The following is a 17,007-nucleotide window of genomic DNA, read 5'->3' on the forward strand; positions in this document are numbered from 1 at the left end:
GCACGCTTCTTAGTGAGCTGATCAGCTTAAGCAGCTGAGGCTCTTGTCATCCGACAAGATCGCGGTTGGCGACCTCGTGCAGAATTAGTTCCAGCACTTGCTCGATCGAGAGTTCGGTGGAATCCAGCAATATTGCATCGTCCGCCGCTTTGAGCGGAGCCACTGCACGCTGGGTATCGCGCTCATCACGCGCCCGTATCTCGTCGAGAAGACTCGCGAGATTAACATCATCGCCCTTAGCCTTCAACTGCAAGTAACGTCGCCGGGCACGTTCTTCGGCACTGGCGGTCAGAAAAATCTTCAACGGCGCGCCGGGAAACACCACGGTGCCCATATCGCGACCATCAGCGACCAAGCCGGGCATTTCTTGAAATGCCCGCTGACGCTGCAGCAAGGCCTCGCGCACGGCGGGCAATGCCGCCACTTGCGAGGCCCCGGCACCAATTCCTTCATTGCGGATGGCGTCGGTGACCTCCTCGCCTTCGAGAATGATCCGTTGCCCCTGCCCCTCTACTCCGGCAATGAATTGCACATCCAGATGCGCAGCCAACACCTTCATTGCCTCTTCATTGGTCAGATCGACACCATGATTGCGCGCGGCAAACGCCAGCAAGCGATACAGGGCGCCGGAATCCAGCAGATTCCAGCCCAATTTCTGCGCCAACAAGCCGGCGATCGTGCCCTTGCCCGAGCCGCTTGGTCCATCGATAGCGACTATCGGCGCTAGAGCCATCATGACCTGACCTCCTCAACGACACGGAGACCGACCTGCGCCGCCAGGGCCAGGAAGTTCGGGAACGAGGTCGCAACGTTGGCACAATCATGAATATGGATCGGTGCAGTAGCGCGCAGCGATGCCACACTGAAGGCCATGGCGATACGGTGATCGCCATGACTCCAGACCTCGCCACCGCCCATGCTGCCGCCGCCAGTGGCGACCCCATCGATAATAATGCCGTCAGGCGTCGGCTCGACCTTGACCCCCAGTGCCAGCAGGCCATCGGCCATGACCTGGATACGGTCGGATTCCTTGACTCGCAACTCCTCGGCACCGCGCAGCACGGTGCGCCCTTCGGCACACGCAGCCGCCACGAACAGCACGGGGAATTCGTCGATGGCCAGCGGCACCAGATGCTCAGGAATATCGATGCCATGCAGCTTGGCGCTACGCACGCGAATGTCCGCCACCGGCTCGCCACCGACTTCACGCTGATTCTCCAGGCTGATATCGCCACCCATCAATTTGAGGATGTCGATCACTCCGGTACGGGTCGGGTTGATACCGACATGCTCGAGCAGCAGCTCGGAGTCTTCGGCAATACTACCGGCCACCAGGAAGAAGGCGGCCGAAGAAATATCCGCCGGCACTTCGATATAGGTCGCCGTCAATTTGTGGCCAGACTCGACGCTGGCCGTACGGCCGTCGACCGCCACCGGATAGCCGAAGCCGCGCAACATGCGTTCAGTATGGTCGCGGGTCGGTGCCGGCTCGGTGACCGAGGTCTGCCCCGCCGCATACAAACCAGCCAACAACAGGCAGGATTTGACTTGGGCGCTGGCCACCGGCATTTCGTAGTGCATGCCGCTCAGGCGCTGGCCGCCGCGAATGGTCAAGGGCGGCCGCCCTTCGGGACCGGTCTCGATCACCGCGCCCATCTCACGCAGCGGCCGGGCCACCCGGTTCATCGGCCGCTTAGACAACGAGGCATCACCAGTCAGGGTACTGTCGAACGACTGCCCGGCCAGCAAGCCGGAGAGCAGGCGCATGGAAGTGCCCGAGTTACCCAGATAGAGCGGCCCGGGTGGCGCCTGCAAACCATGCAGACCAACGCCATGAATGGTCACCCGACCATGGTGCGGGCCTTCGATCACCACCCCCATATCGCGGAAGGCCTGCAGGGTTGCCAGGGCATCTTCACCCTCGAGGAAGCCTTCGACTTCGGTGGTGCCCTCGGCCAGCGAACCGAGCATGATCGAGCGGTGCGAAATGGATTTGTCGCCCGGAACGCGAATTCGCCCAGACAGTTTGCCACCGGGGTTAGCCAGAAAAATCAGATCATTCGAGTGCATAGCGTCCACATAGGCCCGTCGGGCTAGAATTTTGCTGAAATGTTCGCGGGCCACACGAGCGCGGGTAAACACGCCCAGCAATTGATGCCCATCCCCAGCGTCGACCGCATCGCGCAAGGCGTCGAGGTCGCCGCGAAATAGATCCAGGGTATGCAGCACGGCCTCGCGATTGGCGAGAAAGATATCGTGCCACATCACCGGGTCGCTGCCGGCAATCCGCGTGAAGTCGCGAAAGCCGCCAGCGGCGTAACGGAAGATTTCCAGATTCTCGCTGCGCTTGGCCAGCGAATCGACCAAGCCAAAGGCCAACAGATGCGGCAAATGGCTGGTGGCGGCGAGCACCTGATCATGGTGCTCGACCTGCATATGTTCGACATCCGCGCCCAACTCGCGCCAGATCCGGTCGACCAACTGCAGCGCCTGCGGATCGGTTTGCTCCAGTGGCGTCAAAATCACCTTATGCCGACGGAACAGCTCGGCATTGGCTGCCTCCACGCCACTTTGCTCGGAACCGGCAATCGGGTGGCCCGGCACGAAGCGCGCAGGCATCTCGCCGAAGGCCAGACGCGCGGCGCGCACCACATTGCCTTTGGCGCTGCCGACATCGGTGAGCACGGCATCGCCCAGATCGAGTTTGGCCAGCTCCAGCAGCAGTTTCTCCATAGCCAGGATCGGTACCGCTAACTGGATCATCTCGGCGCCCTGACAGGCGGCAGCCAACTGCTCTTCGCAGCGGTCGACCACCCCCAACTCGACGGCTAGGCGACACGACTGCGGATCGAGATCGACCCCCACCACTTCCCGGCACAGGCCGCGCTCACGCAAACCCTTGGCGAACGAGCCACCGATCAGGCCGAGACCGACCACCACCAGGCGGCCGATCATAGGCTGGCTGGATTGCACCTTGGTTACGGCGGTCTTCGATTCGCTCACGCGCCCAGCACCTTGGCCAGCGCTTCGAGGAAACGGCCATTCTCTTCGGGCAAACCGATGGAGACACGCAGGTAGGTCGGCATGCCGTAATTGGCCACCGGCCGCACGATCACGCCTTCGCGCAACAGCGCCTGATAAAGCGGCATGGACTCGCGAGCGAGATCGACGGCAATAAAATTGCCCTTGGACGGGATCCAGTCCAGCCCCAGCGCGCGGAAACCCGCTTCCAACTGCGCCATGCCGGCATCGTTGCACCGACGACTTTGCGCCAGGTACTCGGCATCATCAAACGCCGCACAGGCAGCGGCCAAGGCCAGACTATTGACGTTGAAGGGCTGACGCACACGATTGAGCACATCGGCGATCTGCACCGAACTGATGGCGTAACCGACGCGCAACGCCGCCAGACCATAGGCCTTGGAGAAGGTGCGCGAGACCAGCAGATTCTCGTGCCTGGCCAGATAGTCGAGGCCATCCGGCAGATCAAAGCCTTCGGCGTACTCGATGTAGGCTTCGTCGAGCACCACCAGTACATTTTCCGGCACACGGCCGAGGAAATCGCTCAACGCCTGCGGACCGAACCAGGTACCGGTCGGGTTGTTCGGGTTGGCGATAAACACCACCCGGGTATTAGTGTCGATGGCGGCCAGCATGGCCTCCAGATCGTGACCATGGTCTTTCGCGGGCACCACCTTGCCTTGCGCACCAACCGCCTGAGTGGCGATCGGGTAGACGGCGAAGGCATGCTCGCTGAACACCGCATTCAGACCGGGCGCCAGATAGGCACGCGCCACCAGCTCGAGAATATCGTTGGAGCCGTTACCCAAGGTGACCTGACTGGGCTGAACGCCGCAGCGCTGAGCCAGCAGGCTTTTCAGGGCGAACCCATTGCCATCGGGGTAACGGGTCAACTCGGCCAGCTCGTCACGAATCGCCTGCAAGGCTTTCGGACTGGGACCCAGCGGATTTTCGTTGCTGGCCAGCTTGACGATGGTGGCTGGATCCAGATCCAGCTCGCGGGCCAACTCATCTACCGGTTTGCCCGGCACATAGGGCGACAGCTTCTGCACCCCTGGCTGGGCCAGGGCAAGGAAATCGGTCATACATAAGCCTCAAGCTTCAAGCGGCAAGCTGCAAGACAAAGCCGGGCGAATCCGCTGCTGGCTTGAGGCTTGAGCGTGCGGCTGCTATTTAAAGTACCGCCTTCGGATACGATCCTAATACCTTCAGCGCCACGGCTTCCTGATTGATCTTCTCCAGCACGTCCTTGATCAGCGGATCGCGGTGATGGCCGACGAAGTCGATGAAGAACACATAGGTCCACTTGCCACTGCGCGAAGGGCGGGTTTCGATACGGGTCAGGTCGATACCATTGTTATGGAACGGCACCAGCAGCTCATGCAGGGCGCCCGGCTTGTTGCGCATGGAGACGATGACCGAGGTCTTGTCATCGCCGGTCGGCGGCACTTCCTGGCTACCGATGATCAAGAAACGCGTGGAGTTATCCGGGCGATCTTCGATCTTTTCGGCCAGCTTGGTCAGACCATACAGGCTGGCCGCCATATCGCCGGCGATCGCCGCACTGTTCCACTCGCCCTTGACCCGCTTGGCCGCCTCGGCATTGCTCGACACCGCCACCCGCTCGACATTCGGGTAATGCGCATCCAGCCACTTGCGGCACTGGGCCAGGGACTGGGCATGCGAGTAGATGCGGGAGATCTTGTCGACCTTGGTGGTTTCGCCGACCAGCAGATGATGGTGGATGCGCAGCTCGACTTCGCCGCAGATCACCATGTCGTGTTCGAGGAAGCTGTCCAGGGTGTGATTGATCGCGCCTTCGGTAGAGTTCTCCACCGGCACTACGCCGAAGTTCACCCCGCCCGCAGCCACTTCGCGAAACACTTCGTCGATCGCCGCCATGGGCACGCTGATCACCGCGTGACCGAAATGCTTCATCGCCGCGGCCTGGGAGAAGGTGCCTTCCGGGCCGAGATAGGCGACTTTCAGCGGGTTCTCCAGCGCCAGGCAAGAGGACATGATCTCGCGAAACAGCCGCGCCATTTCCTCATTGCCCAGCGGCCCCTGATTGCGCTCCATGATGCGTTTGAGCACCTGGGCCTCACGCTCCGGACGGTAGAACACCGGCTTCTCGCCTTCCGGCAACGCCAGCATCTTGACCCGCGCCACATCTTCGGCGCAGCGCGCGCGATCGCTGATCAGCTCGAGAATTCTTTCGTCGAGATTATCGATGCGCAGGCGCAGGGCTTGCAGTTCTTGCTCGGAGACTACATCCGTCATCAGCCGTGTTCCTTCTCGAATTGCGCCATATAAGCCACCAACGCCTCAACGGCATCCAGACCCACGGCGTTATAGATGGAAGCACGCATGCCGCCGACCGAACGGTGCCCCTTCAGATTGAGCAGGTTGCGGGCCTCGGCACCGGCGAGGAACGGCTTGTCCAGACGATCATCCGCCAGGCGGAAGGGCACGTTCATCCAAGAGCGGGCATTGAGCGCAATCGGGTTGCTATACAGCTCGCTGCTGTCGATGGCGCCATAAAGCAGTTCTTTCTTGGCGCGGTTGCGTTGCTCCATGGCCTCGACCCCGCCCTGCTCCTTGAGCCACTCGAACACCAGGCCGGAGAGGTACCAGGAGAAGGTCGCCGGGGTGTTGTACATCGAGCCGTTATCGGCGGCGACCTTGTAGTTGAGCATGGTCGGGCAGACGCTACGCGCACGGCCGAGCAGGTCTTCACGGACTATGCTGACGACCAGGCCGCTGGGGCCGATATTCTTCTGCGCGCCGGCATAGATCAGGCCAAATCTCGACACATCGATAGGTCGCGAGAGGATGTCCGAGGACATATCCGCTACCAACGGCACGTCGCCGACGTCAGGGATCCAGTCGAACTGCAGACCGCCAATGGTTTCGTTGCTGGCGTAGTGCAGGTAAGCGGCGTCTTTCGACAGCGCCCACTCGTTCTGCCCAGGAATCGCGAAGTAGTCGTAAGACTTGGCGCTGGCGGCGACGTTGATATTGCCGTAGCGACGGGCCTCCTCAATGCTCTTCTTCGACCAGATACCGGTATCGATATAGTCAGCGACACCGTCTTCCGGCAGCAGGTTGAGCGGAATCTCCGCGAACTGCTGACTGGCACCGCCCTGCAGGAACAGCACTTTATAGTCGGAGGGGATGACGAGCAGGTCGCGCAGATCCTGCTCGGCCTTTGCCGCAATGGCCATGTACTCGTCACTGCGGTGGCTCATTTCCATCACGGACAGGCCTTTACCCTGCCAATCGAGGAGCTCCGCCTGGACGCGTTGCAGAACAGCTTCAGGAAGCGCGGCCGGGCCGGCGCAGAAATTATAGGCTCGCTTGCTCACATCCACTCTCGCTCAAATGTTGGACGACTGACCACTGCCGGTCAGCCGTCGAATCCAACGCCGCAAGGCGCGAGGTCAAGCCTCGCCCATGCAGATCACTCTTCGCTGACCGGACTCTCGTCAGCCGCAGCATCCGACGCATCGGCCACATCGGCCACATCGTCATCCAGAGCCTCGTCACCTTCAAGCAGCTCGTCAATCTCCTCTTCGGATGGCTCCTGCACCCGCTGGAGGCCCACGAGCTTTTCATCCTTGGCCAGCTTGATCAGGGTCACACCCTGGGTGTTACGGCCGAGACTGGAGACTTCACCAACGCGGGTACGCACCAAGGTGCCCTGGTCGGAAATCAGCATGATTTCCTCGCCGTCGAGCACCTGCACAGCGCCAACCAGCTTGCCGTTGCGCTCGCCGCTGACCATGGCAATCACGCCCTGGCCACCGCGCTTGTACTCCGGGAACTCGTCGATCGCCGTACGCTTGCCATAGCCACGCACGGAGGCAGTAAGAATCTGGCTGCCCTCTTCCGGAATCAGCATGGAAATCAGCTTCTGCCCTTCCGGCAGACGCATGCCGCGCACGCCGCGAGCGGTACGACCCATGGCGCGTACATCGGTTTCCTTGAAACGGGTAACCTTGCCGCCATCGGAGAACAACATGACCTCACGGCTGCCATCGGTGATGGCAGCGGAAATCAGGGTGTCGCCTTCGTCGAGGCCCAGGGCGATCAGACCGACGCTACGTGGTCGGCTGAACTGGGTCAGCGGGGTCTTCTTCACGGTGCCGTTTGCAGTGGCCATGAAGATGAACGGGCCCAGGGCTTCTACCGCGCCCTCAGCATCGTCCAGCACACCTTCGATATCGTCGACATCGTCCTGCTTGCCCTTGGCCGCGATCTCCACAGGCAACATGGTGGTGATGTATTCACCCTCGCTCAATGGCAACAAATTGACCAGCGGACGACCACGAGCAGCTCGCGAGGCTTCTGGTATTTCATAGGTTTTCAGCCAGTACACCTTGCCCTTGCTGGAGAACAGCAGCAGCGTGGTATGACTGTTGGCGACCAGCAGGTGGGCAATGTAGTCCTCCTCCTTGATACCGGTGGCCGACTTGCCTTTACCGCCGCGACGCTGAGCCTGATAAGCGGTCAACGGCTGCGATTTGGCGTAACCGGTGTGAGAGATGGTCACCACCCGATCTTCTTCGGTGATCAGATCACCCAGGGTCAGATCCAGGCGGGCATCGAGAATCTCGGTGCGCCGCGCATCGCCGAACTCGGCCTTGATGCTCTCAAGCTCTTCGCGAATCACTTCCATCAGGCGTACAGCGCTGGTCAGGATGCGGATCAACTCGCCAATCTGGGCGAGAATTTCCTGGTACTCGGCCAGCAGCTTCTCATGCTCCAGCCCGGTCAGGCGGTGCAGACGCAGCTCGAGAATGGCCTGGGCCTGCTCCGGCGACAGGTAGTACTTGCCCTCACGCAGGCCGTACTGTGGTTCGAGGGTGTCCGGGCGGCAGGAATCGGCGCCGGCACGCTCGACCATGGCTTCTACCGCAGTCGACTCCCACGCGGTGGAAATCAACGCTTGCTTGGCTTCAGCGGGCGTTGGCGAGGCCTTGATCAGGGCGATCACCGGATCGATGTTGGACAGGGCAACCGCCTGACCTTCGAGGATGTGCCCACGCTCACGCGCCTTGCGCAACTCGAACACGGTGCGCCGGGTGACCACTTCACGGCGGTGCAGGACAAAGGCTTCGAGCATGTCCTTGAGGTTGAGAATCTTCGGCTGACCGTCGATCAAAGCGACTACGTTGATGCCGAATACGCTCTGCATCTGGGTCTGGGCGTAGAGGTTGTTGAGCACTACCTCCGGCACTTCACCGCGGCGCAGCTCGATCACGATGCGCATGCCGTCCTTGTCGGACTCGTCACGCAGCTCGGTGATGCCTTCGAGCTTCTTCTCTTTAACCAGCTCGGCGATCTTTTCGATCAGACGTGCCTTGTTCAGCTGGTACGGCAGCTCGCTGACGATGATCTGCTGACGACCGCCGACCTTGTCAATGTCTTCGATGATCGCCCGCGCGCGCATATAAATGCGCCCGCGCCCGGTGCGATAAGCCTCGATGATGCCGGCACGGCCGTTGATGATCGCCGCGGTCGGGAAATCCGGACCCGGGATGTACTGCATCAACTCATCGACCGTCAGCTCGGAGTTGTCGATCAGCGCCAGGCAGCCGTTGATCACTTCCGTGAGGTTGTGTGGCGGGATATTGGTCGCCATACCCACGGCGATACCGCTGGAGCCGTTGACCAGCAGGTTGGGCACCCTGGTCGGCATGACCGCCGGAATCATCTCGGTGCCGTCGTAGTTCGGCACCCAGTCGACGGTTTCCTTGTGCAGATCGGCCAGCAGCTCGTGGGCCAGCTTGGTCATGCGCACTTCGGTGTAACGCATGGCGGCGGCGTTGTCGCCGTCCACCGAACCGAAGTTGCCCTGGCCGTCGACCAGCAGGTAACGCAGGGAGAAGGGTTGCGCCATACGTACGATGGTGTCGTACACCGCAGTGTCGCCATGCGGGTGGTACTTACCGATGACGTCACCGACCACACGGGCGGACTTCTTATATGCCTTGTTCCAGTCGTTACCCAACTCACTCATGGCAAACAGCACACGCCGGTGCACGGGCTTCAAGCCATCGCGCGCATCCGGCAGCGCTCGCCCGACGATTACGCTCATCGCGTAGTCGAGGTAGGACTGCTTGAGTTCGTCTTCAATATTGACCGGGAGGATTTCTTTGGCCAGTTCGCCCATGAGTAGCCTGGTTCCTTTTTCTGGTGATTCTTCGCCTCGTTCATCCCGAACGAGGCGAAGCGTGCCGCGCGGCTCTAGGCCAGCAGCGACTCACGACAAATCAATGAGTTATGCCATGTATCTGCGCAGTTAAGGCGACCGTTGCCAGCGCCCCTGAAAACGGCCGGATATTACCACAATCAGCGCCCCGCACCTATCCCCAACCAGCCGCCGCAGCAACGCCCACCTAGCGACTATGACCAGCTCAATGCAAACGCTTGCGGCACATCAGCCTGGTCATTTTTGCCGCATCCGGCCGTTCGACCACACCCTTCTCGGTGACGATGAAGTCGATCAGGTCGGCCGGCGTCACATCGAACACCGGATTGAGCGCATCCACTCCCGCCGCCACTCGCTGGCCATTGAGTTCCAGTAACTCGCTGGCATCACGCTCCTCGAGAGGAATATCGTCACCACTCTCCAGCGCCATGTCGATGGTCGAACTCGGCGCCACCACCATGAAGCGCACGCCATGGTGCATGGCATTGACCGCCAGCTGGTAAGTGCCGATCTTGTTCGCCACATCGCCATTGGCGGCAATCCGGTCGGCACCGACGATGACCCAGGTGATACCGCGAGTCTTCATCAGGTGCGCGGCGGCCGAATCGACATTCAGACTGACCGGGATGCCTTCGCCGGCCAACTCCCAGGCAGTCAGGCGCGAGCCTTGCAACCAAGGACGGGTTTCGTCGACATAGACGCGCTCGACCAATCCCTCCAGATAAGCTGCGCGAATCACCCCCAGCGCCGTGCCGAAGCCACCAGTGGCCAGGGCACCGGCATTACAGTGAGTCAACAGGTTCTGCTGATTGCCCTGATGCTTGCGAATCAGGTCGACACCGATCTGGGCCATGGTCAAGTTGGCTTCGCGATCGCTCTGATGAATACCCAGCGCTTCGCTCTCCAGCAGCGCAACCGGATCGTCACCTTCCTTAATACGCGCCATGCGCTCGCGCATTCGATTGAGCGCCCAGAACAGATTGACGGCGGTCGGCCGCGAGTCAGCCAGCACTTGAAAATCCGCCTCCAGGGCCACGCGCCAGTCGCCCCCCTCGGCCACCCGCGCGCGCGCGCCGAGCACCACGCCATAGGCCGCACTGATACCGATGGCCGGCGCCCCACGCACTACCATCAGGCGAATCGCCTCGGCTACGGCCACTGCCGAATGACAAGCATGCCAGGTTTCCTCGAACGGCAATACACGTTGATCGAGCAGATGCAGAGCGCCATCACGCCAATCAATGGCTTGAACCTTCTCTGCCGCTAGCAATTGCTCGCGCATTACACACCTCGCCCCGAAAAGCCGATCATTATACCCAGAGAAGCAGCCGCAAGCTGCACGCGTCAGCCGCGACACCAGCACCCGACGCTCGTCGAGCTTTTGCACATTCACTTACAGCTTGAATCCCATGGCTTATAGCTGCGCAGCTTCAAGCGCACGCCGTTCCCCTATAAACTCAGCCTCTCAGATACTCACAGGAAGCCCCAGGCATGCCCGAAGCCCCTCTCGACCTCCTCCTACTCCCAACCTGGCTGGTGCCGGTCGAGCCTGCCGGAGTGGTGTTGCACGAGCATGGCCTGGGCATCCGCGACGGCCGCATCGCCCTGATCGCGCCGCGCGCCGAAGCGCTCAAGCACCAGGCACTGGAAGTCCGTGAACTGCCCGGCCGACTGCTGACACCAGGACTGGTCAATGCCCATGGCCATGCTGCCATGAGCCTGTTTCGCGGCATGGCCGATGAACTGCCGCTGAGCAACTGGCTGGAACAGCACATCTGGCCAGCCGAGGCCAAGTGGGTTGATGAGCATTTCGTCCTGGATGGCACCGAGCTGGCCATCGCCGAACAACTCAAGGGCGGCATCACCTGCTTCTCGGACATGTACTTCTTTCCCGAAGTGGCCAGCGAGATCGTGCACAAGAGCGGCATTCGCGCCCAGATAACCATTCCGGTACTGGATTTCCCCATTCCCGGCGCCCGCGATGCCGACGAAGCGTTGCGCAAAGGGCTGGCGCTGTTCGACGACCTCAAGCAGCACCCGCGCCTGAGCGTTGCCTTCGGCCCGCACGCCCCCTATACGGTGAGCGACGACAAGCTGGAGAACATCCGCATACTCGCCGAGGAACTGGATGCCGGCATCCATATGCATGTGCATGAAACCGCCTTCGAGGTGCAGCAGAGCCTGCATCTATATGGCGAGCGTCCGCTGGCGCGATTGGCGCGACTCGGCCTGCTCGGCCCGCGCTTCCAGGCCGTGCACATGACCCAGATCGACGACGACGATCTGGCCCTGCTGGTGGCCAGCAACAGCAGCGTGATCCATTGCCCGGAGTCCAATCTCAAGCTGGCCTGCGGCTTCTGTCCGGTAGAAAAGCTCTGGCAGGCCGGGATCAATGTGGCCATCGGCACCGACGGGGCCGCCAGCAACAACGACCTGGATCTGCTTGGCGAAACCCGCACGGCCGCCTTGCTGGCCAAAGCCGTCGCCGGCTCAGCCAGCGCCCTGGACGCACATCGAGCGTTGCGCATGGCCACCCTCAATGGTGCACGCGCCCTCGGCCTGGATGACCAGATCGGCTCGCTGGAGCTGGGCAAAGCCGCCGACCTGGTGGTATTCAACCTGTCCGGCCTGGCCCAGCAGCCGATCTACGACCCGGTTTCGCAACTGATCTATACCAGCAACCGCGACTGCGTCGAAGATGTCTGGGTCGGCGGCAAGCACCTGCTCGACAGCGGCCGACTGACTCGCCTGGACGAACAGCGGATCATCGCCAACGCCCGCGCCTGGGGAGCGAAGATCGCCGCCAAGTGATAGAGCCCATGCATGACTGGCTATCGCCAGCAGGCTGGCGCCTACAGGCTGCGACAAACTGACATATATCGGGCGATCAATAGACGCCCACTCCAGACTACGAAACTGGCAACATGGATACATTCAGCCCAGGCTTGCCATTTTGCCGCTTCACCCAGGAATATTTATGAGCAACGTCGATCACGCCGAAATCGCCAAATTCGAAGCCCTCGCCCACCGCTGGTGGGACCGCGAAAGCGAATTCAAACCCCTGCACGACATCAATCCACTGCGGGTCAACTGGATTGAAGAGCGCGTCAGCCTGGCCGGCAAGAAGGTCCTCGACATCGGCTGCGGCGGCGGCATCCTCAGCGAAGCCATGGCCCAGCGTGGCGCCGAGGTAACTGGCATCGACATGGGCGAAGCCCCCTTGGCCGTGGCCCAGTTGCACCAACTGGAATCCGGCGTTTCGGTGCAGTACCGGCAGATCACCGCCGAAGACCTGGCCGCTGAGATGCCCGAGCAGTTCGACGTGGTCACCTGCCTGGAAATGCTCGAACACGTCCCGGACCCGGCCTCGGTGATCCGCGCCTGCCACACCCTGGTCAAACCCGGCGGCCAGGTGTTCTTCTCCACCATCAACCGCAACCCCAAGGCGTATATGTTCGCGGTGATTGGTGCGGAATACCTGCTGCGCCTGCTGCCACGCGGCACCCATGATTTCAAGAAGTTCATCCGCCCCTCGGAACTGGGCGCCTGGAGCCGCGACACCGGCCTGCAAGTCAAAGACATTATCGGCCTGACCTACAACCCGCTGACCAAACACTACAAACTGCAAGCGGATGTCGACGTCAACTACATGATCCAGACGCTCAAGGAGGCCTGATGCGTTTGCGCGCAGTTCTTTTCGATATGGATGGCACCCTGCTCGACAGTGCTCCCGACTTCATCGCCATCTGCCAGGCGATGCTCGCCGAGCGCGGCCTCGCGGCCGTGGATGACCAGCTGATTCGCGATCAGATTTCCGGCGGCGCCCGCGCCATGGTCGCAGCGAGCTTCGCCATGGACCCACTGACCGAGCAGTTCGAGGCCCTGCGCCTGGAGTTTCTCGAGCGCTATCAGGATCACTGCGCGGTACTGACCCGCCCGTTCGACGGCATCCATGAACTGCTCGCCGATATCGAGCAGGCCAAGCTGATCTGGGGCGTGGTAACCAACAAGCCGCTGCGCTTCGCCGAACCGATCATGCAGCAACTCGGCCTGGCCGAACGCTCCGCCATCCTGATCTGCCCGGAGCATGTCACCCACAGCAAACCCGACCCAGAGCCGATGATTCTGGCCTGCAGCCAGTTGGGCCTGGATCCGGCCAGCGTCCTGTTCGTCGGCGACGACCTGCGCGACATCGAGTCGGGACGCGCCGCCGGCACCAGAACCGCCGCGGTGACCTATGGCTATATTCACCCGGACGACAATCCCAGAAACTGGGGCGCCGACGTGGTGGTCGACCACCCACTGGAACTGCGCACGGTACTCGAACAGGCGCTGTGCCGCTGCTGAGCGGCTACGGCATACAGATTCTAAGGCCAGGCATTATCGAGTACCGCTTGCCAGCGCAAGGTTGGGCTTCGCCTAGCGAAGCCCAACCTGCCCCTATCAATATTCAGCCGCGCAACTTGCCGCTTTTGACTGGCAGCTTGCCGCTCTCCGAAGGAGTCCCCATGTTCCAATATTCTGCCCGCCCCGACCTGCTCAAGGATCGGGTGATTCTGGTCACCGGCGCTGGCCGCGGAATTGGCGCCGCCGCCGCGCAGGACTTTGCCGCCCATGGGGCGACCGTACTGCTGCTGGGCAAGACCGAAGAAAGCCTCAGCAGGGTCTACGACGCCATCGAGGTCGCCGGCCACCCGCAGCCCGCGGTGATCCCGTTCAACCTGGAAACCGCCCTGCCACACCAATACGACGAACTGGCAGCAATGATCGAGCGCGAATTCGGCAAACTTGATGGCCTGCTGCACAACGCCTCGATTGTCGGCCCGCGCACACCGCTGGAGCAGCTCTCCGGCGATAACTTCATGCGCGTGATGCAGATCAACGTCAATGCCACCTTCATGCTCACCAGCACCCTGCTGCCGCTGCTGAAACTCTCCAGCGACGCCTCGGTGGTATTCACCTCGAGCAGCGTCGGACGCAAAGGCCGCGCCTACTGGGGCGCTTATGCGGTCTCCAAGTTCGCCACCGAGGGCTTGATGCAGGTACTGGCCGATGAAGTCGATGGCGTGGCGCCGGTACGTGCCAACAGCATCAACCCGGGCGCCACCCGCACCGATATGCGCGCCCAGGCTTATCCAGGGGAAAACCCGGCCAACAACCCGCTACCCGAGGCAATAATGCCGGTCTATCTGTACCTGATGGGCCCTGACAGCAGCGGCGTCAATGGCCAGGCATTCGACGCCCAATAACCCCAGCAAACAGCGACTGCAGCGGCAGAAAAATGGCATCCCTCCACAAACCGGCAATCCCTTGCCGGTCGGCGCGGCAAGCAAACTGCAGATACTGGCCATTTGCCGCGAAAAACCAGCGTAAGTGACTGACTTCAAATAATTTTCATATTTTCTGAACCCTCTGGCATGGAATTCGCTCTATAGCCAGTGTTGCCGCATCAATGCGCTAGAGGTTCAGCATTTATGGTTACTCCCAGCCAGACCAACACCATCGATTTCGATACGGCAAAGCTTCAGCGCCTGGGTTTTTCCGGCAATCGCGCGCCGTCCCTGCGCCCGATCAGCCTGGCGCAACTGCGTCAGCAACTCAGCATGCAACTGCAGACCAGCCTGGATGTCGAGCGCATCCTCAAACTGTTCTTTACTGCCGTGCAAAGCCTGGTGCCGCTCAATGCCCTGACCTATCAACAGCCAACCGCCGACCTGCGCCTGGAGCTCGGCGAACGCGCCAGCCACTCGGCTGGTTACCGGCTGAGCCATGAGGGCGAATACCTCGGCGAGTTGGTTTTCCGCCGCCAACAGCGCTTCAGCGACGCGGAACTCAGCCAACTGGAGTCCCTGCTGGCCAGCTTGCTGTTCCCGCTGCGCAATGCCCTGCTCTACCGCGCGGCAGTCCAGAGTGCACTGCGTGATCCGTTGACCAACACCGGCAACCGCATTGCCATGGATCAGATTCTGCAGCGTGAGATCGATCTATCGCGACGCAATCAGCAACCACTCTCGCTGCTGATGCTCGACCTCGACCATTTCAAGCGGGTCAACGACAACCACGGTCATAGCATCGGCGACAGGGTATTGATCGACGTTGCCGCCACCCTGAAGAGCCAGCTACGCAACATCGACATGGTGTTTCGCTACGGCGGCGAAGAGTTTCTCGTACTGCTCTCGGGAACCTGCCGCGAAGCCGCCGCGATGGTCGGCGAGCGCCTACGGCATGCCGTGCAAGAGCTGCAATGTCTGGCCCAAGGCCGACCGATCGAGGTGTCCATCAGCCTCGGCTGCGCGAGCCTGCTGGCGGGCGAGTCAGCAGAAAGCCTGCTGCAGCGCGCCGATAGCGCACTCTATGTAGCCAAGCGCGATGGACGTAATCGCCTGAGCATGGCTGGCTAAAAACAGCGCACAAAAAAAGGACTCAATCGAGTCCTTTTTTTACGATCCCAGGATCGCGCTGCCCCAGCCTACTGCGGCTTGCGCGGGCCACGACCAAAGCCTGGGCGCTGCCCTTCGCCCGCGGACGGGGTGCGGCGCTTGGCTGGAGCGGCCGGCTTGCGCCCAGGGCGCTCGCTCAGCTCGACGCCTGGACGCATAGGCTTGGGCTTGTTCGGACTCTTCTTGTTGACATCCCGCGGCCGCTCGGCAACTGGCGTCCCTTTGCTCGGAGCAGGACGACCCTGGTCCGTACGGCCCTTGTCTGCGCGCGGCGTACGCACAGCACCACCTTCGCCGCGCGGGCTACGCTCTGCACGCTCACCACCCTCGCTGCGCGGAGTACGCCCGGAACCCGAACGATCAGCGGCAACAGAGCTGCCATGGGATGGGCGCAGAGTCCGCTGCGGACGTTCGCCGCGACCAACCGGCTTGGCCGACTTGCGCTGCAGACGATCGAGCTTGTCGCGGGTTTTTTCTTTCATGTCCGGCAAGGCGACCGACTTGAGGCCAACTTCCTCGCTGAGAATATCCACTTCGCGCTGGCTCATTTCACGCCAGCGACCCATGGTCAGATCCGAGGTGATAAATACCGGACCGAAACGCACGCGCTTCAAGCGGCTGACTACCAAGCCCTGGGACTCCCACAGACGGCGCACTTCGCGGTTACGCCCTTCCATCACCACGCAGTGGTACCAGTGGTTGAAGCCCACACCGCCCGGCGCCACCTTGATATCGGTGAACTTGGCCGGACCGTCTTCGAGCATCACCCCGGCTTTCAGCCGCTCGATCATTTCATCGTCGACTTCACCGCGCACGCGCACCGCGTACTCGCGGTCCATCTGGTAGGACGGATGCATCAAGCGGTTGGCCAGTTCTCCGTCGGTGGTGAACATCAGCAAGCCGGTGGTATTGATGTCGAGACGACCAATATTAATCCAGCGACCTTCTTTCGGCCGCGGCAGACGGTCGAACACGGTCGGACGCCCTTCGGGGTCGTCGCGGGTGCAGATCTCACCTTCGGGCTTGTTATAGAGGATCACGCGGCGCACGCTTTCGGCGGCTTCTTCGCGCTTGATCAAGCGGCCATCGATGGCGATGGCATCGTGCAGGTCGACACGCTGACCGAGGCCCGCGACCGCACCATTGACCTTGACCCGGCCGGCGCTGATCCAGCCTTCGATTTCGCGGCGTGAAGCCAGGCCTATGCGCGCCATGACTTTCTGCAATTTTTCGCCGGCTGGACTGTATTCTTCGGATTCACTCATCTGGGCACCTCCCGGTGTATCTCTAGTGATGGACGACAGCAAGTCGTCGAAAGGGCGCGGATCATAC

Annotated in this window: 13 protein-coding genes; 5 read left to right on the forward strand and 8 right to left on the reverse strand. The window is 61.5% G+C overall.

Features of this window, described 5'->3' with window-relative positions; translation table 11 throughout:
- Positions 1-46 precede the first annotated feature (46 nt).
- From cmk to mtnA, 7 genes are all read right to left on the reverse strand, one after another.
- Complete coding sequence (gene cmk, locus B2D37_RS09555) at positions 47-736, reverse strand: (d)CMP kinase (protein WP_079202463.1); 690 nt, start codon at positions 734-736, stop codon at positions 47-49.
- Positions 733-2,955, reverse strand: coding sequence for a bifunctional prephenate dehydrogenase/3-phosphoshikimate 1-carboxyvinyltransferase (locus B2D37_RS09560; protein ID WP_079204951.1), 2,223 nt, complete (start codon positions 2,953-2,955; stop codon positions 733-735). Before B2D37_RS09560 ends, cmk begins: the two co-directional genes overlap by 4 nt.
- A gap of 44 nt (positions 2,956-2,999) precedes the next feature.
- Positions 3,000-4,106 carry a histidinol-phosphate transaminase gene (gene hisC, locus B2D37_RS09565; RefSeq protein ID WP_079202464.1) on the reverse strand — a complete coding sequence of 369 codons (1,107 nt, stop codon included), beginning with the start codon at positions 4,104-4,106 and terminating at the stop codon, positions 3,000-3,002.
- Between the two features lie 88 nt (positions 4,107-4,194).
- Entirely contained in the window at positions 4,195-5,301 is a 1,107-nt protein-coding gene (gene pheA, locus B2D37_RS09570; RefSeq protein ID WP_079202465.1) for a prephenate dehydratase, read from the reverse strand.
- Entirely contained in the window at positions 5,301-6,386 is a 1,086-nt protein-coding gene (serC, locus tag B2D37_RS09575) for a 3-phosphoserine/phosphohydroxythreonine transaminase (protein WP_079204952.1), read from the reverse strand. Before serC ends, pheA begins: the two co-directional genes overlap by 1 nt.
- Before the next feature lie 95 nt (positions 6,387-6,481).
- Positions 6,482-9,196, reverse strand: coding sequence for a DNA gyrase subunit A (gene gyrA, locus B2D37_RS09580; protein WP_079202466.1), 2,715 nt, complete (start codon positions 9,194-9,196; stop codon positions 6,482-6,484).
- A 244-nt stretch (positions 9,197-9,440) separates the two neighbouring features.
- Complete coding sequence (gene mtnA / locus B2D37_RS09585; protein ID WP_079202467.1) at positions 9,441-10,517, reverse strand: S-methyl-5-thioribose-1-phosphate isomerase; 1,077 nt, start codon at positions 10,515-10,517, stop codon at positions 9,441-9,443.
- Positions 10,518-10,726: 209 nt separating this feature from the next.
- Between mtnA and B2D37_RS09590 the strand changes: the two genes are divergently transcribed.
- The 5 genes from B2D37_RS09590 to B2D37_RS09610 all read left to right on the forward strand — a co-directional run bounded on the left by B2D37_RS09590 (position 10,727) and on the right by B2D37_RS09610 (position 15,636).
- Positions 10,727-12,046, forward strand: coding sequence for a TRZ/ATZ family hydrolase (locus B2D37_RS09590; RefSeq protein WP_079202468.1), 1,320 nt, complete (start codon positions 10,727-10,729; stop codon positions 12,044-12,046).
- A 166-nt stretch (positions 12,047-12,212) separates the two neighbouring features.
- Positions 12,213-12,911, forward strand: coding sequence for a bifunctional 2-polyprenyl-6-hydroxyphenol methylase/3-demethylubiquinol 3-O-methyltransferase UbiG (ubiG, locus tag B2D37_RS09595; protein ID WP_079202469.1), 699 nt, complete (start codon positions 12,213-12,215; stop codon positions 12,909-12,911).
- Positions 12,911-13,582, forward strand: coding sequence for an N-acetylmuramic acid 6-phosphate phosphatase MupP (gene mupP, locus B2D37_RS09600; RefSeq protein WP_079202470.1), 672 nt, complete (start codon positions 12,911-12,913; stop codon positions 13,580-13,582). Before ubiG ends, mupP begins: the two co-directional genes overlap by 1 nt.
- Positions 13,583-13,743: 161 nt before the next feature.
- A complete protein-coding gene (locus B2D37_RS09605) occupies positions 13,744-14,484 on the forward strand; it encodes a YciK family oxidoreductase (protein WP_079202471.1) in 741 nt (246 codons plus the stop codon).
- A gap of 225 nt (positions 14,485-14,709) precedes the next feature.
- Positions 14,710-15,636: a GGDEF domain-containing protein gene (locus B2D37_RS09610; RefSeq protein WP_079202472.1), complete on the forward strand. Its 927-nt coding sequence runs from the start codon at positions 14,710-14,712 to the stop codon at positions 15,634-15,636.
- A gap of 68 nt (positions 15,637-15,704) precedes the next feature.
- Here B2D37_RS09610 and rluB read toward each other — a convergent pair whose 3' ends face one another.
- Positions 15,705-16,940 carry a 23S rRNA pseudouridine(2605) synthase RluB gene (gene rluB / locus B2D37_RS09615; protein WP_079202473.1) on the reverse strand — a complete coding sequence of 412 codons (1,236 nt, stop codon included), beginning with the start codon at positions 16,938-16,940 and terminating at the stop codon, positions 15,705-15,707.
- Positions 16,941-17,007 lie beyond the last annotated feature (67 nt).

It is taken from the genome of Pseudomonas sp. CC6-YY-74, from assembly GCF_002025205.1.
GTDB classification, from domain to species: domain Bacteria; phylum Pseudomonadota; class Gammaproteobacteria; order Pseudomonadales; family Pseudomonadaceae; genus Aquipseudomonas; species Aquipseudomonas paeninsulae.

What these genes read in the sequence shown, in the direction of transcription:
- B2D37_RS09605 (WP_079202471.1), top strand. Translation starts at nt 13,744, where the DNA reads ATGTTCCAATATTCTGCCCGCCCCGACCTGCTCAAGGATCGGGTGATT.
- ubiG (WP_079202469.1), top strand. Translation starts at nt 12,213, where the DNA reads ATGAGCAACGTCGATCACGCCGAAATCGCCAAATTCGAAGCCCTCGCC.
- rluB (WP_079202473.1), bottom strand. Translation starts at nt 16,940, where the DNA reads ATGAGTGAATCCGAAGAATACAGTCCAGCCGGCGAAAAATTGCAGAAA.
- B2D37_RS09590 (WP_079202468.1), top strand. Translation starts at nt 10,727, where the DNA reads ATGCCCGAAGCCCCTCTCGACCTCCTCCTACTCCCAACCTGGCTGGTG.
- hisC (WP_079202464.1), bottom strand. Translation starts at nt 4,106, where the DNA reads ATGACCGATTTCCTTGCCCTGGCCCAGCCAGGGGTGCAGAAGCTGTCG.
- B2D37_RS09560 (WP_079204951.1), bottom strand. Translation starts at nt 2,955, where the DNA reads ATGATCGGCCGCCTGGTGGTGGTCGGTCTCGGCCTGATCGGTGGCTCG.
- B2D37_RS09610 (WP_079202472.1), top strand. Translation starts at nt 14,710, where the DNA reads ATGGTTACTCCCAGCCAGACCAACACCATCGATTTCGATACGGCAAAG.
- cmk (WP_079202463.1), bottom strand. Translation starts at nt 736, where the DNA reads ATGATGGCTCTAGCGCCGATAGTCGCTATCGATGGACCAAGCGGCTCG.
- pheA (WP_079202465.1), bottom strand. Translation starts at nt 5,301, where the DNA reads ATGACGGATGTAGTCTCCGAGCAAGAACTGCAAGCCCTGCGCCTGCGC.
- gyrA (WP_079202466.1), bottom strand. Translation starts at nt 9,196, where the DNA reads ATGGGCGAACTGGCCAAAGAAATCCTCCCGGTCAATATTGAAGACGAA.
- mtnA (WP_079202467.1), bottom strand. Translation starts at nt 10,517, where the DNA reads ATGCGCGAGCAATTGCTAGCGGCAGAGAAGGTTCAAGCCATTGATTGG.
- mupP (WP_079202470.1), top strand. Translation starts at nt 12,911, where the DNA reads ATGCGTTTGCGCGCAGTTCTTTTCGATATGGATGGCACCCTGCTCGAC.